This window comes from Cupriavidus sp. IDO (assembly GCF_000812465.1).
GTDB lineage: Bacteria > Pseudomonadota > Gammaproteobacteria > Burkholderiales > Burkholderiaceae > Cupriavidus.
Map to the genome: position 1 here is coordinate 16,087 of NZ_JWMA01000012.1, position 19,646 is coordinate 35,732.

Below are 19,646 nucleotides of genomic sequence, written 5' to 3' on the forward strand. Positions count from 1 at the left end.
CGCAGCCACTCATCGTGCAAGCCTTCTAATAATGCGAATGAGAATGACGTGCGATCCGTGCGCCATGCAGGCGCACTTGTCTGAGCCGGGCGGCAGCTTCAGCGCAGCGCCGCCGTGCAGATCGGCGAAGTGATATAGACATCCCCGACGCGGCGCTCGCCGCGGTCGTTCCGCGTCATGTAGCGGAACATCATGCTCACACCCAGCTTGGTCAGGATTTCCACGTCGCGATTGGCGCAGATATTGCGCTGCAGCGGCGCGGCATAGTTCACCTCGAAGCTCGCAAGGTCCAGCATCGGGCCGCGGTAGTTGGTGAGTTCCAGCTGAAACAGCACGTGCTTGCCGGGAACGGACTGGCAGCGGCGCAGGCGCGTCTCGCGGTCGATCTCGATGGGCAGTGCGTCATTGAGCTGGCGGCAGGCCCGCGCAAGCACGCTGTCGGGACGGTTCGTGTTGCGCAGCAGTTCGGGCACGCCGGCGGCGCCGGTGTTCTGGCCGGTGGCGGCACCCTTGAGCATGCGTGAGAGCGCTTCGGCCTCGTCGAATGGTGCCGCGGGCGCCGACGCCGATGCGGGCTGCCGCAGCTGTGCAGGGGCGCATTGCGCCGGCACAGGCAGCAGCAGCGCGGCTGCAAGTGCGGCAGCGCTCAGTGAAGCGGTAATCGGCGTGTGTCGTGTTCTCATGCAGGATAACGTTGCCGGGACCGGTATCTGTCGTCCGTCTCTGCGCGGCCGGCGGCGTGTGTCGCCGACAGGCAGGCATTGTACCCTTCACCTTGCTGCGCGTGAAAGCCACGCCACACGGGAGTGCGCCAGAATGCGTTGCCAGGCGCAGCCGTAGCGGCATCTTTTTGCGCGCTTTACCACTGATAACAATAGTGCCAAGGTTGGCAATTTCACCGAACCCGACTTTGGCAGGGCCTCATCAGTTTTCATGGCGGCACGTGTGCAACTCGGACAGGTTTCGTGAACGACTTCTTCAAACCTGGCTCCGCTCACGGCAGGCCGTGTTTGTTATGTTGTGAAACAATTGCACCTCATTCCAGGTTGCCCTCCGGCCCCGAGCCGCCGGCAACCCGGACCATTCCCCCGGAACTGCTCTGATGACCCAATCCTCAAGCGCCACGCAGTCGTCGCGTTTTCCTGTCTGGCTGCTGATCTGCGCCTCGCTGACCGCGCTTGCACCGCTCTCGATCGATATGTACCTGCCGAGCTTCCCCACGCTCGCTGGCGAAATGGGCGTGGATATCGGCCGGGTCCAGCTCACGCTGGGTACGTTCCTGGTGGGCCTTGCGCTGGGGCAGGCCTTCTACGGGCCGGTCAGCGATCGCTTCGGACGCAAGCCGCCGCTGTATCTCGGGCTGGGCCTGTATGCGCTGGCGGCGGTGGGCTGCGCCATGGCGCGCAGCGTGGAATCGCTGATGCTGTGGCGCTTCCTGCAGGCACTGGGCGGATGTGCCGGCATGGTGATGGCGCGCGCGGTGATCCGGGACCGGCTGGAAGCGCATGAGTCGGCGCGCGCGTTCTCGTCGCTGATGCTGGTGATGGGCCTGGCGCCCATTCTTGCTCCTATCCTGGGCGGTGCGGTCCTGGGCGCGCTGGGCTGGCGCGCAATCTTCTGGCTGCTGGCCGCGTCAGGCGTGCTGATCCTTCTGTTCGTGCACTTGCGCATGGAGGAATCGCTGGACCATCGCAAGGCCAGGCCGCTGCGTCTTGGCACGGTGGCGAGGAGCTACCTCGAGCTGCTGCGCGACAAGGAGTTTCTCGGCTATTCGCTTTCGGCCGGCTTCGGGTCGGCCGGCATGTTCGCCTATATCGCCGGGACGCCGTTCGTGCTGATCGAATTGCACGGCATCGATCCTTCGCACTACGGCTTCGTGTTCGGCGCCAATGCGCTGGGCCTGATCACCATGTCGCAGGTCAATGCACGGCTCGTACGTACCCGGACTGTTGACCAAATTCTCGGCCGCGCGCTGATCGGACCTTGCGTGGCGGGACTGGTGCTGGCTGCAGCTGCGCTCGCGGGGTGGGCAGTGCTGCCGGTGCTGCTGGCCGGGTTCTTTGTCTTTATTGCCGCGCTCGGCTGCATCACGCCCAATGCGTCCGCGCTGGCACTGGCGCATCAGGGGCATCGCGCCGGGACAGCCTCGGCACTGATGGGGACGCTTCAGTTTGGACTGGGCACCGTGGGCGGTGCCGCCGTCAGCCTGTGGCGCGACGGCACGGCACTGCCGCTGACGGTGGTGATGGCAGCCTGCGGCGCAGGTGCGATGCTGGCACGCGCCTACGGGCGGGCAGGCGCGTCGAAGTAAAGCGCTCGCGCCGTCAGGCCGCGTTCTGCATCACGACCATATGGGCCGGCATTGGCGCGGCATAGCCGGCCTGGCCGAAGCTTTCGCGGATGACGCGGTTGGTATCGAAGTACACCTGCCAGTAGTGGTCGTTATGGCAGTATGGCCTCACGGCCAGCACCGGGCCGACCAGCGTGAAGTCGAGAATCTCGACATCCACCGCGGGTTCCGGAATGACATTGGGAATCGCGGCGACACGCTCCTTCAGCAGCGCCGCCGCAGCCGCCGCGTCGGTGCTGCCCGCCAGTTGCGCCTTCAGTTCCACGCGCCGGTACGGATTGGCGGTGAAGTTCTGGATGGTGTCGGAGAAGATCTTGTTATTGCCCACCACGGTGAGCACGTTGTCGGGCGTATCGAGCGTGGTCGCAAACAGGCCGATCTCGCGCACCGTGCCGGTTACGCCGCCTACGGTAACGAAGTCCCCCACCTTGAAGGGCCGCAGCACGACCAGGAAGGCGCCGGCCGCAAAGTTCGACATCAGGCCCGACCACGCCATGCCAATCGCCACGCCGGCCGCAGCGATCAGCGCCGCGAAGGTGGTGGTCTGGATCCCGAAGTAGCCAAGGATGCCGATCACCAGCACGACGTTCAGCGTTACCGTGACGATCGACCCCACATAGCGCAGCAGGGTCGGGTCAACCTGCTGTTTGCCCAGCGAGTTCTGCACCAGCCGGACCACGAAATGGATCAGCCAGCGGCCGATGACCCAGAAGGCAAGTGCGGCGAGAATCTTTACCCCGAATTCGGTCGCATAGGCAACGACCACAGTCTGGAACTTCTCCAACGTTGAGGCATCCATCGTTATTTCCCTTTATTGTTGGCCAGTAACCGGCCGGCAAGAAATGAGGATCGCGAAGAGAGTCTGGCAAGCTGCAGCAGCCCGGCGCGCTGACGCGGCGCAAATACGTAGGCACGTAGGCACGTAGGCACGTAGGCACGTAGGCACGTAGGCACGTAGGCACGGAATTATTGCCATGCCGTTGGCGGAAGTTCAAGCAAAGAATTGTCAGGACAAGCTGCCTGAAGGCTGCTTGTCCTGTCTGGTGACGCCGCGGTGCTTACCAGTTGGTTTCGTGTTCCGGCGTGGCGGAGATGCGGTGCAGGGTCAGATCGGCGCCATTGAATTCGCTTTCGGCATCGAGCCGGATTCCGACCACTTTCTTCAGCGTGCCATAGACCACTGTGCCACCGACCAAGGCCACCACGATGCCCAGCGCCGTGCCGATAAACTGGGCGCCGAGCGAAACCCCGCCCATGCCGCCCAGCGCGCGGGCGCCGAAGATGCCGGCGGCAATGCCGCCCCATGCACCGCACAGGCCGTGCAGAGGCCAGACGCCGAGGACGTCATCGATATGCCATTTGTTCTGCGCCAGCGTGAACAGATGGACAAACAGCACGCCGGCCACGGCGCCGGTAACAAGGGCGCCAAGCGGATGCATCAGGTCGGAGCCCGCACAGACTGCCACCAGCCCGGCCAGGGGGCCGTTGTAGGCAAAGCCCGGATCATTGCGTCCAGCCCACCAGGCTGCCAGCGTACCACCGGCCATGGCCATCAGTGAGTTGATCGCCACCAGCCCGCTGATCTTGTCCACGGTCTGGGCGCTCATGACATTGAAGCCGAACCAGCCCACCGCCAGCACCCAGGCGCCCAGCGCCAGGAAGGGAATATTGGAGGGCGGATGGGCGCTGATGCGTCCGTCCTTCTGGTAGCGGCCACGGCGCGCACCGAGCAGCAGCACTGCCGGCAGTGCGATCCAGCCACCCACCGCATGCACGACCACCGATCCGGCAAAATCATGAAACGGTGCGCCAGTCAGCCTTGCAATCCAGTCCTGGATGCCGAAGCGCTGGTTCCAGGCGATGCCTTCGAAGAACGGGTAGACGAAGCCGACCAGCACGAATGTGGCCAGCAATTGCGGATTGAAACGCGAGCGCTCGGCAATACCGCCCGAGATAATCGCCGGGATGGCGGCAGCAAAGGTCGCCAGGAAAAAGAACTTGACCAGTTCGTACCCGCTCTTCTGCGCCAGAGTTTCCGCGCCGGACATGAATTGCACGCCGTAGGCGACTGTGTAGCCGATAAAGAAGTAGGCGATGGTGGAAACCGCGAAATCCACCAGGATTTTCACCAGCGCGTTGACCTGGTTCTTTTTGCGGACCGTGCCTAGTTCGAGAAATGCAAAGCCCGCGTGCATGGCCAGCACCATGATTGCGCCAAGCAGGATAAACATGGCATCGGTGCCGGTCTTCCAGTTGTCCATACGTACCTCATGCTCAAAATGGGAGCATGGGTACGCAAGAAGCATTCCAGGAACGGCTGCATGATGGTGCCGAATGCACCGGCATGGTGGAAGTCGCACCAGAATGCCACCGGGCAAGGCGGGCGGCGGGGTGGCAACCGGCCGGCCACTACCTTTGCAGGGGCGGCGACGAGACCGGCATGCGCCAATTTGAGGCATGAGGCAATGATTGATGACGCCTTACGGTGCAATGCACCACTAATGGGATGCCAGTTTCGGTGCCAACCCGGCTGTGGCAGCGTGGTTGGCTGCCGTCAAGAGGACAGCTGGTGCCGCGCGGAAAAATCGCCGTGGCAAGGCGAAAAAGAGGGGGAAATCGCCCGCTAACCGGCCTCAAGCAAGGATTTGCGGGCTTTTTCGTTGCATTGGTGCCACTGGGGATTGCCCAAGCCACAAAGGGCAGATTAGACTGCGCCGATCGGTGATTTGCCTTCTGGCAGATACATCGGTGACGACGACCAACAAGGGAAATCAGCCATGAATAAAGGTGAACTGGTATCGGCCATCGCCGCGGAAGCAGAACTGAGCAACGCGGCAGCCGAGCGTGCGCTCAACGCAGCGCTGGACAGTATCAAGAAGGCAGTGGCAAAAGGTGATTCGGTAACGCTGGTAGGCTTTGGCAGCTTCAGCTCGGGCAAGCGCGCAGCCCGCACCGGCCGCAACCCGCGCACGGGCGAAACCATCAAGATCCCGGCGGCCAAGACGGTCAAGTTCTCCGCCGGCCAGGGTTTCAAGGACGCCGTGAACAAGAAGAAGTAAGCTGTCTGCGTCCAGCATGTATGTGGAAAGCGGCCTCAAGGGCCGCTTTTTTGTTGCGCGCGATGCGCAAGGACGGGCTGGTATCTGCATGGCGATTGCCGGGCGCGCGCTTGCTCGCCCAACGGCGGGTTCCGGGTTAAACTGCCGGCGCCTCGCCCCCGCAATCTGGATCTCTCATCATGAACGACCTGTCCCACCAGCTTTCCATGACCGTGCTGATGACGCCGGACATGGCTAATTTCTCCGGCAATGTGCACGGCGGCACGATCCTCAAGTACCTGGACATGGTGGCCTACGCCTGCGCCAGCCGCTACGCCGGCCGCTACGTGGTGACCCTGTCGGTCGACCAGGTGGTGTTCCGCCAGCCGATCCATGTGGGCGAACTGGTGACCTTCCTGGCCGCCGTCAACTACACCGGCCGCAGTTCGATGGAGATCGGGATCAAGGTGGTGACCGAGAATATCCGCAGCAAGCTGGTGCGCCATACCAACAGCTGCTACTTCACCATGGTGGCCGTCGACGATAACGGCACGCCCGCGGAAGTGCCGCCGCTGCAACCGCGCGATGAAGCCGAGCGCCAACGCTTCGCCGCCGCCCAGCAGCGCCGCGCGCTGCGCCAGGAAATGGAAAAACGGCAGGGCGACATCAAGGCTTTGGTGCACTGACCGGGAGAGCTATGTTGCGCATCGGCACGATACTGGCCACGCTTGCCGTGATGTCCCTTGGACCCGTCGCCCACGCGGAAGAGATCGGCAGCGTCAGCACCAATTTCCGCATGACCGGCTCGGACAAGGTGGTGATCGAGGCCTACGATGATCCCCAGGTGGACGGCGTGACCTGCTATGTCTCGCGCGCCCGCACGGGCGGCATCAAGGGCTCGCTCGGCATGGCCGAAGATCCGCCGGAGTCCTCGATCGCCTGCCGGCAGGTGGGGCCGATCGTTTTCAAGGCACCGCTGAAGCAACAGGACAATGTGTTTTCCGAGCGCATGTCGATGCTGTTCAAGACCCTGCACGTGGTTCGCGCGGTGGATCGCAAGCGCAATACGCTGGTCTACCTGACCTATTCGGACCGCATCGTCAGCGGCAGCCCGCAGAACAGCGTGACTGCCGTGCCGGTGCCGACGGGCACGGCGATTCCCGTAAAGTAAATCGCCAGCCCGGGGCGCTGCGCGGCTATTGCGCCAGTGCCAGGCTTTCCGCCTGGCAATCGCGCGCCGGACCGGCTCCGCTGGCGCGTGCCGCGGCAAGTTCGGCCTTGGCCCTGGCCACGTCGGCCCGGAAGACCGGGTCGGCATGCAGGCGCGCAACGGTCGCCGCCGCCACCATGCGGCCTTCGTTCACATCGCTTTGCCAGTGCACATTGCAGACCACGCGGCTCTGCCCGAATGCGCGTCCGCGCGCCAGGATGGCGTCGGCACGCTCGGGCGATACCTCCGCCAGCACCAGTGCCCAGGCCCAGCCGATTGCGCTGTGGCCGGACGGGTAGGAACCGTCCGTGACCAGCGCCGCCTCTTCGGCCGGCGTGCACATCGGCGTCTTGTTGGCCATGAACGGACGCGCGCGGTTGTAGCGGTTCTTGGCGCCGTAGGTGGAGAGTCCCGCATCGACCATGGTGCGCCGCAGAAGCATGTAGAGATGCGGTGTCGCCTGCTCCGTGACAGGTGTGCCCAGCGCACATGAAAACGCGCCGGCGGCCTGCGGGAACTTGAGTTCGGCATCGGTTTCCGCCTGCTGCCAGCGCGCGGTGCCGCGCAGGGCGCTGGCCTGGCGCGCCACGTCCTGGTCGAGCGCGAAAGCCGGCGAATCCGCGGCCGGCGGCTGCGGAAGCAGCGCAAGGCTGTCAGGACGTGCATTGGGGGCAAGGTAGCCCGCAGGTACGCCGGGGCGCAACTGCGGCACGTCAGCCAGGTTGGTGCCGCCGCTCGTGCTGGCGCAGCCCGCAACCGCAATGAGCGCCAGTGCCGCGGCTGTGGCGGGTCGTGCGCGAAGCCAATTCATGTGATGCATCGATTCTGGTTTCCTTTTTTTGGATGCGAGGATCCGCCCTTCGGGCAGGCTTCAGGCCGCGCTTGCCTCGAACAGCTTGCGCAGATTCGACTTCATGATCTTGCCGTTGGCATTGCGCGGCAGCATGTCGGGCAGCAGGATGATCCGGGCCGGCACCTTGAACGCCGCCAGCTTCTGCCCCACGAATGCCTGGAGTTCCGCCTCGGTGGCCTGCATGCCCGGCTTGAGGCTGACCACCGCGCCGGGTTCCTCGCCGAGCATCTTGTGCGGAATGCCGACCAGCGCCGCGTCCATCACGGCAGGATGCTCGTACAGCACGCTTTCGACCTCGATGCAGTAGATGTTCTCGCCGCCGCGGATCAGCATGTCCTTCATGCGGTCGACGATATAGACGTAGCCTTCTTCGTCCATGCGCGCGATGTCGCCGGTGCGCAGCCAGCCGTCAATGAAGGTCTGCGCGGTGGCCTCGGGCTTGTTCCAGTAGCCGCGCACGACATTCGCGCCGCGCACCATCAGTTCACCGGTCTCGCCAGCTGGCAACGCGCGCCCGCGTTCATCGACCACCTTCATCTCGCCGATGGGCAGCGCCGGGCCACTGCTGTCGGGGCGAAGGACATATTCCTCGGCACTGTGGCTCGTGAAGGTAGCCGACGTCTCCGTCATGCCCCAGCCGATGCCCGGTGCGGAATGCGGGAATACCTCGCTGATCCTGCGCACCAGTTCCGGTGAAGCGGGTGCGCCGCCATAGTTCATATTCTCTAGCGACGAGAGGTCATAGCGATCGCGATCCGGATGTTCGATGATCTGCCATGCGATGGTTGGCACGCCGCCCGCAGCGGTGCAGCGCTCGCGCTCGATCAGCGCCATCGCGCGCTGCACGTCCCAGCGATGCATCAGCACGATCTTGGCGCCATTGACCAGCGCGGAATTGAGCACGGCCATGCAGCCGGTCACGTGGAAGAAGGGCACCGACAGCAGCATGCCTTTCTGTGGTGCGGCGGGGTCCGGTACTGGAATTGGCTCGCCCCGGCGCAACAGGTTGCGCATGGGGCTGAACAAGCCCGCCACCGCCACGCTGGTGGCATTGCGGTGCGTGCCGAGCGCGCCCTTGGGCTTGCCGGTGGTGCCGGAGGTATAGAAGATCGTTGCATCGTCATCGGCATGGATGGCAATGTCGGGCGCCGGCAGTTCGGGGAGATCAGCCCACGCATACGATGCGCCGATCACGCTTTCCAGCGGCGCCACGCGGGCATCGCCGATATCCGCGCCCGCGCGTGCGGCGTACACGCGTTCGAGTGCCGGGCATTGCGGCAGGTGTTCGAGGATGCGGTCCAGTCGTTCGGCGTCGACGATAGCCACGCGGCAGCCCGAGTCAGCCAGGCCGTACTCGAGTTCGGCGCCGGTCCACCACGCGTTGAGCGGCGTCACGATGGCGCCGGCCAGCAGCGCGCCGTAGAACGCCACCGGCCACTCGGGCAGGTTGCGCATGGCCACCGCGACACGGTCGCCCTTGCGCACGCCATCGCGTACAAGCGCATGTGCCAGTGTCAGCGCTGCACGGTGGAATGCCTCGAAGGAAACACGCTCGTCCTCATAGACCACAAAGGTCTTCTCGCCGAAGGCGCGCGTGGCGAGGAACAGGTCGCGCAGCGTGGGTGGCGCGTTCTTCCAGATGGTGGTGGGAATGCCCCGGATCTCGCGCGTTTCGGTCTCGAACGGCGCGCCAGGCGCGGTGAGCCGGGCGTGCGCCTCGGCCAGCGACATGACCGGCCATGAAAGGGCCGCTTGCGGATTGCTTGACATGACTGCCTCCCGGACTGCATTGCAGGTTAAGAGACGCTATCAAAATGATTCTGGCGTCGTTGCGCGGCCTTGCCGTACGACTTGTACTGTCTGCGGCCGCGCGTCTAGCCAGAACCGCTTCGCTTCATTTTGATAGCGTCTCTAAGAACCCAATTCATAATGAAATGGGTTCTTAGGGGACATGCAGAAGCTTGCCCGCTGAACAGCGGGCTCAGCGGAAGGCGGCAGGACGCCGCCCTTCCGCAGCGCGGATCAGATCGTGACGCCTCCGTCCACGACCAGCGCCTGGCCGGTCATGAAGGTGCTGGCGGCGGATGCCAGGTAGACGGCAGCGCCGGCGATTTCCACCGGCTCGCCGATGCGGCGCAGCGGGGCGCCCTGGGTGGACTGCTTGTAGCGCTCGGGATCTTCCCACAGCGCGCGCGCAAAATCGGTCTTGATCAGGCCCGGTGCGATGCAGTTCACGCGCACGTTGTGCGGCCCGAACTCCACGGCGAGGTTGCGTGCCAGCTGGAAGTCGGCCGCCTTGGAAACGTTGTACACGCCGATCGTCGGCGAGCCGCGCAGGCCGCCGATAGACGAAACGATGATGATCGAACCCTCCCTGCGCTCGATCATCTGCGGCGCCACCATCTGGATCAGCCAATGATTCGAGATCACGTTGTTGTCGAGCACCTTGCGGAACTGGTCGTCCGATACGCCGCTCATCGGGCCGTAATAGGGGTTCGATGCCGCGTTGCAGACCAGGATGTCGACCTTGCCAAAGGCGCGGTTGGTTTCGTCGACCAGGTGCTGCAGGTCTTCCTTCGAGGAAATATTGGCCGGCACGGCAATGGCGGTGCCCGCGCCGTGGCGGGCATTGATGGCATCCACCACTTCCTGGCAGGCCTCGGCTTTGCGCGACGAAATGACCACTTTGGCGCCCTGGACGGCCATCTGCTCGGCGATGGCGCGGCCAATGCCGCGGGATGAGCCGGTAACGACGGCAACCTTGCCCGTCAGATCGAACAATGACATGGAGTCTCCTGGTGTAGCTTTGGCTGGCGCATGGGCCGCCTGTGTTCCCGGCGTTCTGCCTGGCAGCACGCCTTGGTGAAGTACCGCCGGAACATTATGGTTGGGCGGTTTCGCCCAGTCCACAGGCAGATACCCCGCGCGCGGCGCATATCAGCAATCTTTCTGCAGGCAATGCGCGCCGTGCATGGCAGGCATGCTGCACAGCGGAACGGCTACGGGAGAACCCGTAAGAAGTCAGCTTCCCGGCGCGGATTGCAGGAGGTTCGGGAGCGCGCCCGCCAGCGCTGCGCGCAGTGGATCGTCCAGCGTCAGGCCGAAGCGGTTCGAGAGCGCATCGATGACGTCGGCCGGCGTGCCCAGCCGCACCTTGCTCACGCTGCCGTCCGCGCCACGCTCGGCCAGATCACCATTCAACAGCGTCAGGCGTGCGGCGCCATCGGTGCGCGCGGCCATCAGCCTGCTCACGAAGACGCTGTCCGGATGCGTCGCGACGTACCAGTTGCGCGAGACGAAATCGATCCATTCCTGCGGCGTCAGGTCGAAGCGATAGACCTTCATCCAGCCGCTTGCGCCGTGCACCTCCAGGTCAAGGCAGTGAAAGGCGCTGCCGGAGAGCGCAGCCGGGGCGGGGACCAGCCGATAGGAGGACGCGTCGGGAGCAGGGCCCGAAAGCGGTAGCGCGCGGGGCGGCGTCGGACCGCCAAAACCCACATCGGCGATATAGCTACGGTGCTCGGCTTCCACCCGCAGCAGCATGTGCGAGGGCATGGTCTGCACGGCATCCGGCATGCCCCAGCGCACGCGCGCAGCCAGCGGGATGACCGCAAAGCCCAGCGCGGCCAGTGCCGCGGCCAGCAGCGTGTTGAGCTCAAAGCAGTAGCCGCCGCGCCCGCGCGTCACCAGTTTGTCGAACACAGTGTCCAGATCGATCGCCACCGGGCGACCCAGCAGCGGATCGACGTTCTCGAAGGGAATGCGGGCAAGCTGGGCCGCGATCACCGTATCGAGCGCCTCCAGCGTTGGCGAGGGCGGAGCATCGATGCCCAGGCGTGCCAGGTAGGCGTCCAGGCGGGGAGCGTCGAGGATCATCATCTGTATTGGGATCGGGAGGCGAAAACCGGCTCAGTGAAGCGATTCCAGCGCCGGCAGGTCAACCAGGTCGATGCCGCCGTACCGCAGCCGCAGCAGGCCGCGCGCTTCCAGCTCGCGCAGTGCGTGGTTGACGGTCTGGCGGGACAGGCCGAGCATCTGGGCCAGCTGTTCCTGGGGAATCCGCACCGTGCGCACGCCCACGGGACCCTGCTCGGGGAAGTTGCCGTAGCCGTGCGCGATCGCGGCGAGGCGGCGGGCCGTGCGCGCCGCGGGCGGCAGCAGCTGCGCCTCCTCGACAAAATCGAAAGCCTGCCGGGTCTTGTTGGCCAGCAGCCGGCCGAACTCGCGCCACCATGCCGGCTGCCCGGCCAGCAGATGCTCGAGCCGGGTGCGCGGCACGTGCAGCAACGTGGTTGCGCTGACCGCGCGCGCGTCGTGCGTGCGCGGCAGCCCGTCGAACAGGCAGATTTCGCCGAACCATGTACCGGGCTCCAGCAGGCCGAGCAGGGCGGCCTTGCCGGATTCCCCGCTGGCATCGATCTGCACCGTGCCGCTGACAACGCAATACAGCCCGTCGAACGCGTCGCCTCGCGCAAAGAGGGTCTCGCCCGTCACCAGACGGCGCAGCGTGCCGTCGGCGAGCAGCGCCTGCTGCAGCGCGTCGGGCAACTGGGCAAACCACGCCCCCGTGCGGACGGCGCCCAGCGCATCGGTGGGCTTGCCGGGCTGGATTGCGGCACCCATGTCGTCTCCGGTCTACTGTTGCTTGTCTGCGCGGACGGGTTCGAACCCGTTCTGCGCGGCACCGTGCAGACTGTCAAAAACCGGACAGACTGCGCGGCCCCGCGCCCACTACTATAAATCCACAATGAATCCGGTAGCGATGGGCTGAATGCTTGCCTGCGCGCGCCGCAACAAGGAGACGCCCCCGTGAAGACCCTGATCGATCACCTGGCGAACTACGCCGCCTACCATCGGGACCCGCGCAACGTCTTTACCCACTTCATCGGCATCCCGATGATCGTGCTGGCAGTGACCGCGCTGCTGGGCCGCCCCGCCATACCGCTGGGCGATGGCTCGGCCTACCTGACGCCGGCGATGCTGGTGTATATCCTGTCGTGCCTGTTCTACCTGCGCCTGTCGCTTGGCTTCGGGATAGCCATGGCCGCGATCCTGGCCGTCTTTCTCTACGTGGGCGCCCTGATTGCCGCGCTGCCGACCGGCTGGTGGCTGACGGCCGGTGCAGGCCTGTTCGTAGTGGGCTGGGTCATCCAGTTCATCGGCCACTATTACGAAGGCCGCAAGCCTGCCTTCGTTGACGACCTGGTCGGCCTGCTGGTCGGCCCGCTGTTCCTGGTCGCGGAAACTGCCTTCGCGCTCGGCCTGGCCCGCGATACACGCGAGGCGATGGGCGCCCACGCGCCCTGAAGCGGCGGTAGCGCAGGCTCAGGCCATTCCGGCAGGCAGCCGCAGCCGGGCCGAAAGTCCGCCCTGCGGACTGCCGGCAAGCGTCAGCGCTCCGTCGTACAAAGCGGCAATTTCCGTCACGATGGACAGCCCCAGGCCGCTGCCGGCGGCGGCCTCGTCGAGCCTGCCAAAGCGCGTGGCGGCCAGCTCGCGAGCCTCGGGCGGCATGCCCGGGCCGTCATCCTCCACCACTACTTCGAGCATGCCACCGTCTTCATGCAGGCGGATCCGAACCTGGGAAGTGGCCCACTGGCAGGCATTGTCGAGCAGGTTGCCGAGCATCTCGATCAGGTCCTGCCGGTCTCCGGCGAAGTGACCTTCGCCTTCCACAGTCATCTCCAGCGCACGTGCCGCATGCAGGCGGGAGAGGGCGCGCGTCAGTTCCCGCACAGCCGGCCCGGCTTCGATCCGTGCGCCACGCGCGGCTGCCGCACCGGCAGCGCGCGCCCGCGCGAGATGGCGATCCACCTGCCTGCGCATTGCTTCCACCTGCCTTGTCACCGCGTCGGCGGTGCCACCCGGCAGGCTGCCCGCCTCGTTGGCGATGACCGCCAGCGGCGTCTTGACCGCATGCGCCAGGTCAGCCGCCTGGCGGCGAGAGCGCTCCAGCGCCTCGGCATTGCGCGCCAGCAGCGCATTGATTTCGCTGACGAGCGGCACGACTTCCGTTGGCCAGCTGCCGCCCAGGCGGCTTTCGCGCCGCGCCTGCATGGCGGAAAGCGCGCGCCGCAGGCGCGCCAGCGGCGCCAGCCCGAACTTCACCTGTGCGGCAATGGCCAGTAGCAGGCCGGCGCCCAGCGCCGTCAGCGACCATCCGAGCAACTGGTTGAAGGCGTAGCGCGCGGCGCGCAGCTCGGTCCGGTCCAGCGCGACGGAGAGTTCCACCGGGGTGTCCGAAGATGCCAGCACGAGCTGCCTCGATACCACCAGCAGCGACTGACGGTTCGGGCCGGGGCGCACGTCGGCCTGGGTGCCGGCTACCTTTTGACCGACGGTAACCGGCATTTCGGTATCCCACAGCGAACGCGAACGCAGCAGGGCGCCGGGCGCCCGCGCCTGCCAGTAGGCGCCGGAATAGGGCAGTTCATAGCGGGGATCGGCCGGCGCACGGGTCAGCAGCAGCTTGCCGTCCGGAGCCCAGTCCAGCGCCGCCGCCAGGCTGGTCAGCTGATGGTCGAGCTGGCGCACGTAAGTGTCGTTGACGTGACGCTCGAACAGCGTCGACAGCAGCCATCCGCTCGCGCCCAGCGCCGCGGCCAGCCAGATCGCTGCTACGGCAAGCAGCCGCAGTGCGAGGGAATTTCGCATGGCTAGGCGGCCGGCGGCGGGCGCAGCCGATAGCCCTGTCCGCGCACGGTCTCGATCACGTCCACGCCGAGCTTGCGGCGCAGGCGCCCGACAAAGACCTCGATAGTGTTGCTGTCCCGGTCGAAATCCTGGGCATAGATGTGCTCTGTCAGCGTGGTCTTGCTGACAATGACGCCGGGATGGTGCATCAGGTAGTCCAGCACCTTGAACTCGTGCGCGGTCAGGACCACGGCCGCGCCGTTGACGCTCACCGTGCCGGCGCGCGGATTCATCAGCACCGGCCCGCAGGACAGCTCGGGGGCAGGCATGCCGTGGCTGCGCCGGATCAGTGCGCGGATGCGCGCCTGCAGCTCCTCCATGCGGAACGGCTTGGCAAGGTAGTCGTCGGCACCGGCATCGATGCCTTCGACTTTCTCGGTCCAGCTGTCGCGGGCGGTCAGGATCAGCACCGGCAGGTTGAGCCGCTCCGCGCGCCAGCGGCGCAGGACAGAGAGGCCATCCAGGCGCGGCAGGCCGAGGTCGAGGATGACGGCATCGTAGGGCTCCTGGCTGCCCAGGTGCCAGGCATCCAGGCCGTCCGCCGCCAGGTCGACGGCGTAGCCTGCTTCGGCGAGGCTCGCGCGGATCTGCCCCGAAAGGGTCGCTTCGTCTTCTACCAGCAGGATGCGCATCGGTTCGCTCCGTGTCCCTTGGTGTCCGTCATGGCTTCTTGCGGGCCTGGTCGAGGTCGCGTCCCTTGGCCTTGATCAGGGCCGCGGTGCGGGCATCGTATTTGAGCTTTGCCACGGAGCCGGTGGGCAGCAGCAGCTTGACTTCGTACTGCCAGATGCCGTCATCGCGATCCAGTTCGACGCCGATCACGTCGCCGGCGTACTGGCTGGCTACCGTTTCCAGGATGCGCGACAGCGGCAGGATCTCGCCCGACTGCACCGCGGCGCGTGCGCGGTCGGCATCCTTGTCCGCATGGGCGGGGGTGACGGCAGCCAGCGCCAGCACGATTGCGGCGGGAATGAGGGCGACTGCGGGGCGGCGCAGGAAGGCGGGAAGCAAGCGGCTCATGGCCTGAAGTTTGCATCAGAAACACTGAACGCGGGCTGAACGGGTCGCTCAGCACGGGTTCACGCCGTGCTTACGACAATGCTTGCCAACGCCATCCTCCGGAGTCCAGACATGTCGTCCAGCCCCATGCATGCCCCCGTTGTATCCCGCTTCCCATCGCTGCGCCGCCGCCACCACCGCGTACTCGCACTGGTGATGGGGGCACCGTTCTCCATCCTGTGCGTGGCGAGCGTGTTCTGGATGCAGGTCGACCTCCTCGCGCTCTGGCATGAATGGATGCGTGCCGACGCCAGCCCGGCGATGGTCGCGCTCGGTGCGCTGGCAGCGGGTCCGCTGCTGGCATTTTGCCTCGGCGAGTAGCTGAATTTCGTACGCGGCGCGAAGGCATTCCGGACGCAAACGGACCGGCTGCGAGATCGCGAAGAACGCGAAAGTGGGGGTACGTAGGCCCTCAACGCGCTTCCGATGAGGTAAAGCTGCGACAAAACACGGGGTTTTCACGGGGTTTTGCTGTTTGGGCGCATGAAAAACCCTTGACTTGTGGTTGTTTCCGCTATGATTCAGTGGGCGTCGGCATAGACGATCTGCAACGCGATGCGAAGCGATCCGCCGGCTCTTATTGTTCAACTCACGTATATCGATATGGCGACCAAAGCGAAACCGACCGCGAAGACTGCAACCAAGCCCGCTGCCAAGAAGGCCGCGGCAACCAAGGCTCCTGTGAAGGCTGCCGCAAAGAAGGCCGCGCCGGCCAAGAAGGCTGCTCCGGCTGCCGCGGTGACCCCGCGTCCGCTGAAGGACACCTTCAACAAGTCGAGCCTGGTCGCTCACCTGGTAGCTCAGACCCAGCTGGAAGCCAAGGCCGTGAAGACGGTGCTGGCCCATCTGGAAAACACCATCGTTAGCGCACTGAACAAGAAGGGCGCTGGCGAATTCACGCTGCCGGGCCTGCTGAAGGTGACCGCGCAACAAGTTCCGGCCAAGAAGAAGCGCTTCGGCAAGGATCCGTTCACTGGCGAAGAGCGTTGGTTCCCGGCCAAGCCGGCCAGCGTCAAGGTCAAGGTGCGCCCGCTGAAGAAGCTGAAGGACGCCGCAGCTTAATTCGCGACAGCTTGTCAGTACTGAAAAAGGAGCCGCCTGCCGGCTCCTTTTTTTTTCGGGCTCCGGAAGCGTCCGAGACGTGTTCCGCGCATTGCCGACGCCGGCGCCAGACCGGCAACAGGAGGAGAAACCATGCCCAGTATCCGATGCCGCCTGTGGCGGCTGGCCTTGCGGGTGGTCCGGCGCAAGCAGCGCTTTGCCAGCGTGCAGGCGCTGCACGAGGAGATCCGCCGCCGGCGCCTTGCCGGCCGGGCCCATCCGTCGGCAAGGCTGTGTGCCAGGCATGACATCAATGTCGCCCGGGTCGAGGGGATGGAGGTCTACACGGTGAGCCCCAGAGGCGCGCCGAATGCCGGGCGCGCCCGCCACGTGCTCTACCTGCACGGCGGAGGCTACGTGTTCGACATCGTCAGGCAGCACTGGGATTTCATCGGCAAGCTGGTCGATGCACTCGGCTGTACGGTGACGGTGCCTATCTATCCGCTGGCGCCGGAGTATTCGTACCGGGAAGTCTTCGGCTGTCTGCAGCCGCTCTATGCGCAATTGCGGCACCAGGACCCGGGGATGGACCTGACCGTGATGGGCGACTCGGCCGGCGGCGGCATGGCGTTGGCGCTGACGCAGTTGCTGCGCGACAGCGGACAGCCGCAACCACAGCGGCTGGTGCTGCTGTCACCGTTCCTGGACGCTACCGGTGAGAACCCCGGCATTGACGCACTGGAGCCGCTTGACCTGATGCTGTCGCGACCGGGCGGCATCGAGTGCGGCCGGGTGTACGCCGGTGGCGACCCGGTTACGCTGGCGCAGGTCAGCCCGATGCGTGGCGATCTGCGCGGGCTGCCGCCTGTCTCGCTGTTTATCGGCACCCACGACATCCTGCTGCCGGATTGCCGCTTGTTCCGCATGCAGGCGCAGGAACGAGACCTGCCGCTCCAGTACTACGAGTACGAAGGGATGTTCCACGTCTGGATGCTGCTGCCGATGCCGGAGGCCGATGCGGCCTTTGCGCAAATCGTCAGGGCCGTGCTGGCGGACGAAGCGGGTACGGCGGGCGAGCGGGCTGTGCCTGAGGCAGTGGCGGACGCGGCATGAATGCGAGGCACACGCCATGCGGGTAGCGTCCGCGCGCGGAAGCTTGCGGCGATATGGCAGCGGCTTAATCCACGTCAAATTGCCGGTACCCGCGCCCCCCTAGAATCGGCTTCGTCATGGGTGCGGGGGCGCTCCCCGTGACAACCAGCTTCCGGTGTTCTCCCGGAGGTTCAGCCCGCGGCCAGCAGTGGTCGTGGGCTTTTTCTTTGCTGAAACGCCGGCGCGCTGCCAGGAATATTCACTGTGGCCCTGCGATGATCTGCTTGGCGTAGCTCGCGCGCTCCATTTCGCGCACTTCGACGGAGATCTGCACGCTCTGGCCATCGGCGGATGGACGTACGGCCTCGGCAATGACGTCGCACACGGCGCGCCCGAGCGCCTGCCGCACGGCAAGTTCGCGTCCGTCGAGGATGGACAGCCGCGCATGGACGAAAGCCCGCTCCTCATTCTCCACGCCTTGCCGGAAGATCGGGAGCGTGATGCAGCGCGACTTGATATCGGGCTCCTGGAATTCCCCGGATGCGAGCAGTGCCGCGTTGGCTTCGTCGAGCAGTTCTTCCTGCGAGCAGTTCAGGCGGGTGTTCTCGGTGATTTCGATGACAAGGTGCGGCATGGCAGTGATCCGGTAAGAAGCCTTGGGGTGCCGCCATGATAAGGGGAATCCCTCGGCCTGAGCGACTGGCGGAGGTAAGCTTGCCGCATGGCCCGACGTACGGGCGCGACCGATTCTCCAGATGGAAGCCATCAGCCTTGAACTCTTCCTGCGCCTGCTGTGCGGGCTGCTGGTCGGTGCCTTGATCGGCCTGGACCGGAACCGGCATGGCAAGGCCGCCGGCATGCGTACGCTCGGTCTGGTCTCGCTGGGCGCCGCAACTGCGGTCAGCATGGTGACGCTGAGCGCGCATCCGCCCGACGCCAAATCGCGGGTCCTGCAGGGCTTGCTGACCGGGATCGGCTTTCTCGGGGTGGGCGTGATCGCCCGGCACGGCACCCGCGACCGCCCGCAAGGCCTGACGACCGCGGCTGCGATCTGGCTGGCGGCAATCCTCGGTGCGGCGGCGGGTGCCGGCTATTACGCGGTGCTCGGCCTGTCACTGGGCCTGGGGCTGATCTTGCTCCTGCTGGGAGGCCGCTTCGAAATGGCGATGCACCGCAGGCTGGACAGGCTGAATGGCGGCAAGCAGCGGCACGCCGCCAGCGGTGACCCGGAGGATCCGGACGCGAGCAACGGGCCGGCCTGAATCAGACCTTGCCTTGAAACGACTTTTCGCACTCCTGGTGAGCCCAGCCGTCCTGTCCGGCTGCGGCACGCTCACTCGCAAGTCGAGCCTGACGGAGCGCACCTGCTTCTGAGCGAGAAGGCGTCGCCGGGCTCCAAGCGCTGATTGCGCAGGCCACGCAGTCGGCAAAATGAAAAAGGGGCGCAACATGTGCGCCCCTGTCCAGCCTGACCCTGGCTATGGATTCAGGCGTGCACCGCGGTGCGGCGGCGATGCTGCCGGATCGCAAGCGGCGGCACGGCAACGGCGGCCTGCGGGACGGCGATCGGTTGTGCCGGGCTATCGAAGCGAGCCGGTTTTTCGCGCGCCAGCTGCTGCAGCTGGGCCAGTTTCGCCTTCAGGCCTGCATCGAGCTTCGGCGCGGGCGCAAGCGTAGAAGGGCAGGCCACGCCGAGGATGTCCAGGGCCTGGCGGAAATTGCCGACCGTCAGTCCCTCGGCCGGATCGATGCTCACGAGGTGCTCGCGCTGGGCTTCGGTCATTGACTCGGGCGATGCGCAGGACAGGATGACGTAGCTTGACGGCATCACGCGGCTGGCGAAGTACGCGGTAATCTCGGCGCTGTGGCCACCTGCGACCGGTGGGGTCATGCCTTCGACCTGGAGATCCAGCTGCTGCAGGATCGCCGAGGGCGTGCCACGCCGCCAGGCATCCGATACGACCACGCGCGCACCGGCTACGCCGAACAGACGCCGGATATAACCAAGTGCGATGGGATCGAAGAACCTGACATCACGCAGGGTCCCCGTATTGGGAGTGCCGCCCAGCCGTGCGTTGGAGCGGTCCGAGTAAAGGACGCCGGGGACGTCCAGCATGATGAGTCGTTCAGACATGATTTCCTGGCGGTGGCCAGATCGGGTTGGTGTGAGGAAAGATTACTCGGCAATCCCCCCTCTGCGCGTAACCGCGGCCGCCGCAACTTGAAACATATCTGTAACTTTGTCGAGGGAGACGTAAATGCCGGTTACCCCTCCATGTCAAATGTTTCCGGCAGACACATCTGTCACCA

22 protein-coding genes are annotated in these 19,646 nt (G+C 65.4%); 9 read left to right on the top strand and 13 right to left on the bottom strand.

The annotated features are described in order from the left end of the window. Positions 1-98: 98 nt before the first annotated feature. On the bottom strand, positions 99-683 hold the full coding sequence (locus tag RM96_RS04040) for a hypothetical protein (RefSeq protein WP_039007965.1): 585 nt from the start codon (positions 681-683) through the stop codon (positions 99-101). A gap of 419 nt (positions 684-1,102) precedes the next feature. Between RM96_RS04040 and RM96_RS04045 the strand changes: the two genes are divergently transcribed. Next, positions 1,103-2,311 (top strand): Bcr/CflA family multidrug efflux MFS transporter, encoded by a 1,209-nt coding sequence (locus tag RM96_RS04045; protein WP_039007967.1) that lies wholly within the window; start codon positions 1,103-1,105, stop codon positions 2,309-2,311. Between the two features lie 13 nt (positions 2,312-2,324). Here RM96_RS04045 and RM96_RS04050 read toward each other — a convergent pair whose 3' ends face one another. Together RM96_RS04050 and RM96_RS04055 are read right to left on the bottom strand one after the other, a co-directional pair. Then, positions 2,325-3,149, bottom strand: a complete 825-nt coding sequence (locus tag RM96_RS04050; RefSeq protein WP_039007969.1) for a mechanosensitive ion channel family protein — start codon at positions 3,147-3,149, stop codon at positions 2,325-2,327. 259 nt (positions 3,150-3,408) lie between these two features. Beyond that, positions 3,409-4,611: an ammonium transporter gene (locus RM96_RS04055; RefSeq protein WP_039007971.1), complete on the bottom strand. Its 1,203-nt coding sequence runs from the start codon at positions 4,609-4,611 to the stop codon at positions 3,409-3,411. A 516-nt stretch (positions 4,612-5,127) separates the two neighbouring features. Here RM96_RS04055 and RM96_RS04060 point away from each other — a divergent pair. The 3 genes from RM96_RS04060 (at position 5,128) to RM96_RS04070 (ending at position 6,559) form a co-directional block, all read left to right on the top strand. Beyond that, the gene (locus tag RM96_RS04060) at positions 5,128-5,409 is read left to right on the top strand and encodes an HU family DNA-binding protein (RefSeq protein WP_008651272.1); all 282 of its coding nucleotides are present in this window, start codon (positions 5,128-5,130) and stop codon (positions 5,407-5,409) included. 179 nt (positions 5,410-5,588) lie between these two features. Continuing rightward, complete coding sequence (locus tag RM96_RS04065; RefSeq protein WP_039007978.1) at positions 5,589-6,074, top strand: acyl-CoA thioesterase; 486 nt, start codon at positions 5,589-5,591, stop codon at positions 6,072-6,074. An 11-nt stretch (positions 6,075-6,085) separates the two neighbouring features. Further along, complete coding sequence (locus RM96_RS04070; protein WP_039007980.1) at positions 6,086-6,559, top strand: CreA family protein; 474 nt, start codon at positions 6,086-6,088, stop codon at positions 6,557-6,559. Positions 6,560-6,584: 25 nt separating this feature from the next. On the opposite strand, the gene RM96_RS04075 is transcribed toward RM96_RS04070, so the two are convergent. From RM96_RS04075 to RM96_RS04095, 5 genes are all read right to left on the bottom strand, one after another. Beyond that, entirely contained in the window at positions 6,585-7,418 is an 834-nt protein-coding gene (locus RM96_RS04075; protein WP_338011399.1) for an acid phosphatase, read from the bottom strand. Between the two features lie 51 nt (positions 7,419-7,469). After that, positions 7,470-9,221, bottom strand: a complete 1,752-nt coding sequence (locus RM96_RS04080) for a class I adenylate-forming enzyme family protein (RefSeq protein ID WP_039007982.1) — start codon at positions 9,219-9,221, stop codon at positions 7,470-7,472. A 252-nt stretch (positions 9,222-9,473) separates the two neighbouring features. Then, entirely contained in the window at positions 9,474-10,238 is a 765-nt protein-coding gene (locus RM96_RS04085; protein WP_039007984.1) for an SDR family oxidoreductase, read from the bottom strand. A gap of 234 nt (positions 10,239-10,472) precedes the next feature. Next, entirely contained in the window at positions 10,473-11,330 is an 858-nt protein-coding gene (locus RM96_RS04090; protein ID WP_039007986.1) for an arylamine N-acetyltransferase family protein, read from the bottom strand. Between the two features lie 30 nt (positions 11,331-11,360). Next, on the bottom strand, positions 11,361-12,074 hold the full coding sequence (locus tag RM96_RS04095) for a Crp/Fnr family transcriptional regulator (RefSeq protein ID WP_039007988.1): 714 nt from the start codon (positions 12,072-12,074) through the stop codon (positions 11,361-11,363). Between the two features lie 186 nt (positions 12,075-12,260). Between RM96_RS04095 and RM96_RS04100 the strand changes: the two genes are divergently transcribed. Continuing rightward, on the top strand, positions 12,261-12,758 hold the full coding sequence (locus tag RM96_RS04100) for an Mpo1 family 2-hydroxy fatty acid dioxygenase (protein ID WP_039007989.1): 498 nt from the start codon (positions 12,261-12,263) through the stop codon (positions 12,756-12,758). Between the two features lie 18 nt (positions 12,759-12,776). Here the strand turns inward: RM96_RS04100 and RM96_RS04105 are convergent, their stop codons facing one another. The 3 genes from RM96_RS04105 to RM96_RS04115 are packed head-to-tail and all read right to left on the bottom strand — an operon-like array spanning position 12,777 to position 15,164. Then, positions 12,777-14,105 (bottom strand): sensor histidine kinase, encoded by a 1,329-nt coding sequence (locus RM96_RS04105; RefSeq protein ID WP_039007991.1) that lies wholly within the window; start codon positions 14,103-14,105, stop codon positions 12,777-12,779. A gap of 2 nt (positions 14,106-14,107) precedes the next feature. Beyond that, positions 14,108-14,776 (bottom strand): response regulator transcription factor, encoded by a 669-nt coding sequence (locus RM96_RS04110; protein WP_039007993.1) that lies wholly within the window; start codon positions 14,774-14,776, stop codon positions 14,108-14,110. 28 nt (positions 14,777-14,804) lie between these two features. Continuing rightward, a complete protein-coding gene (locus RM96_RS04115; RefSeq protein WP_039007995.1) occupies positions 14,805-15,164 on the bottom strand; it encodes a PepSY domain-containing protein in 360 nt (119 codons plus the stop codon). Positions 15,165-15,275: 111 nt separating this feature from the next. On the opposite strand from RM96_RS04115, the gene RM96_RS04120 reads away from it, so the two are divergent. The 3 genes from RM96_RS04120 to RM96_RS04130 all read left to right on the top strand — a co-directional run bounded on the left by RM96_RS04120 (position 15,276) and on the right by RM96_RS04130 (position 17,357). Further along, positions 15,276-15,524 (top strand): hypothetical protein, encoded by a 249-nt coding sequence (locus tag RM96_RS04120; protein ID WP_039007998.1) that lies wholly within the window; start codon positions 15,276-15,278, stop codon positions 15,522-15,524. 282 nt (positions 15,525-15,806) lie between these two features. Beyond that, entirely contained in the window at positions 15,807-16,265 is a 459-nt protein-coding gene (locus tag RM96_RS04125; protein WP_039008136.1) for an HU family DNA-binding protein, read from the top strand. 132 nt (positions 16,266-16,397) lie between these two features. Beyond that, on the top strand, positions 16,398-17,357 hold the full coding sequence (locus tag RM96_RS04130) for an alpha/beta hydrolase (protein WP_052279314.1): 960 nt from the start codon (positions 16,398-16,400) through the stop codon (positions 17,355-17,357). A gap of 238 nt (positions 17,358-17,595) precedes the next feature. On the opposite strand, the gene RM96_RS04135 is transcribed toward RM96_RS04130, so the two are convergent. After that, on the bottom strand, positions 17,596-17,970 hold the full coding sequence (locus tag RM96_RS04135) for a 5-carboxymethyl-2-hydroxymuconate Delta-isomerase (protein ID WP_039008000.1): 375 nt from the start codon (positions 17,968-17,970) through the stop codon (positions 17,596-17,598). A 121-nt stretch (positions 17,971-18,091) separates the two neighbouring features. On the opposite strand from RM96_RS04135, the gene RM96_RS04140 reads away from it, so the two are divergent. Beyond that, entirely contained in the window at positions 18,092-18,598 is a 507-nt protein-coding gene (locus tag RM96_RS04140; RefSeq protein WP_039008002.1) for an MgtC/SapB family protein, read from the top strand. Between the two features lie 224 nt (positions 18,599-18,822). On the opposite strand, the gene RM96_RS04145 is transcribed toward RM96_RS04140, so the two are convergent. Then, a complete protein-coding gene (locus RM96_RS04145) occupies positions 18,823-19,470 on the bottom strand; it encodes an HAD domain-containing protein (protein ID WP_039008004.1) in 648 nt (215 codons plus the stop codon). Positions 19,471-19,646 lie beyond the last annotated feature (176 nt).

What these genes read in the sequence shown, in the direction of transcription:
- RM96_RS04075 (WP_338011399.1), bottom strand. Translation starts at nt 7,418, where the DNA reads ATGCATCACATGAATTGGCTTCGCGCACGACCCGCCACAGCCGCGGCA.
- RM96_RS04105 (WP_039007991.1), bottom strand. Translation starts at nt 14,105, where the DNA reads ATGCGAAATTCCCTCGCACTGCGGCTGCTTGCCGTAGCAGCGATCTGG.
- RM96_RS04060 (WP_008651272.1), top strand. Translation starts at nt 5,128, where the DNA reads ATGAATAAAGGTGAACTGGTATCGGCCATCGCCGCGGAAGCAGAACTG.
- RM96_RS04120 (WP_039007998.1), top strand. Translation starts at nt 15,276, where the DNA reads ATGTCGTCCAGCCCCATGCATGCCCCCGTTGTATCCCGCTTCCCATCG.
- RM96_RS04040 (WP_039007965.1), bottom strand. Translation starts at nt 683, where the DNA reads ATGAGAACACGACACACGCCGATTACCGCTTCACTGAGCGCTGCCGCA.
- RM96_RS04135 (WP_039008000.1), bottom strand. Translation starts at nt 17,970, where the DNA reads ATGCCGCACCTTGTCATCGAAATCACCGAGAACACCCGCCTGAACTGC.
- RM96_RS04090 (WP_039007986.1), bottom strand. Translation starts at nt 11,330, where the DNA reads ATGATGATCCTCGACGCTCCCCGCCTGGACGCCTACCTGGCACGCCTG.
- RM96_RS04050 (WP_039007969.1), bottom strand. Translation starts at nt 3,149, where the DNA reads ATGGATGCCTCAACGTTGGAGAAGTTCCAGACTGTGGTCGTTGCCTAT.
- RM96_RS04110 (WP_039007993.1), bottom strand. Translation starts at nt 14,776, where the DNA reads ATGCGCATCCTGCTGGTAGAAGACGAAGCGACCCTTTCGGGGCAGATC.
- RM96_RS04130 (WP_052279314.1), top strand. Translation starts at nt 16,398, where the DNA reads ATGCCCAGTATCCGATGCCGCCTGTGGCGGCTGGCCTTGCGGGTGGTC.
- RM96_RS04145 (WP_039008004.1), bottom strand. Translation starts at nt 19,470, where the DNA reads ATGTCTGAACGACTCATCATGCTGGACGTCCCCGGCGTCCTTTACTCG.
- RM96_RS04065 (WP_039007978.1), top strand. Translation starts at nt 5,589, where the DNA reads ATGAACGACCTGTCCCACCAGCTTTCCATGACCGTGCTGATGACGCCG.
- RM96_RS04140 (WP_039008002.1), top strand. Translation starts at nt 18,092, where the DNA reads ATGGAAGCCATCAGCCTTGAACTCTTCCTGCGCCTGCTGTGCGGGCTG.
- RM96_RS04055 (WP_039007971.1), bottom strand. Translation starts at nt 4,611, where the DNA reads ATGGACAACTGGAAGACCGGCACCGATGCCATGTTTATCCTGCTTGGC.
- RM96_RS04085 (WP_039007984.1), bottom strand. Translation starts at nt 10,238, where the DNA reads ATGTCATTGTTCGATCTGACGGGCAAGGTTGCCGTCGTTACCGGCTCA.
- RM96_RS04070 (WP_039007980.1), top strand. Translation starts at nt 6,086, where the DNA reads ATGTTGCGCATCGGCACGATACTGGCCACGCTTGCCGTGATGTCCCTT.
- RM96_RS04045 (WP_039007967.1), top strand. Translation starts at nt 1,103, where the DNA reads ATGACCCAATCCTCAAGCGCCACGCAGTCGTCGCGTTTTCCTGTCTGG.
- RM96_RS04095 (WP_039007988.1), bottom strand. Translation starts at nt 12,074, where the DNA reads ATGGGTGCCGCAATCCAGCCCGGCAAGCCCACCGATGCGCTGGGCGCC.
- RM96_RS04115 (WP_039007995.1), bottom strand. Translation starts at nt 15,164, where the DNA reads ATGAGCCGCTTGCTTCCCGCCTTCCTGCGCCGCCCCGCAGTCGCCCTC.
- RM96_RS04080 (WP_039007982.1), bottom strand. Translation starts at nt 9,221, where the DNA reads ATGTCAAGCAATCCGCAAGCGGCCCTTTCATGGCCGGTCATGTCGCTG.
- RM96_RS04125 (WP_039008136.1), top strand. Translation starts at nt 15,807, where the DNA reads ATGGCGACCAAAGCGAAACCGACCGCGAAGACTGCAACCAAGCCCGCT.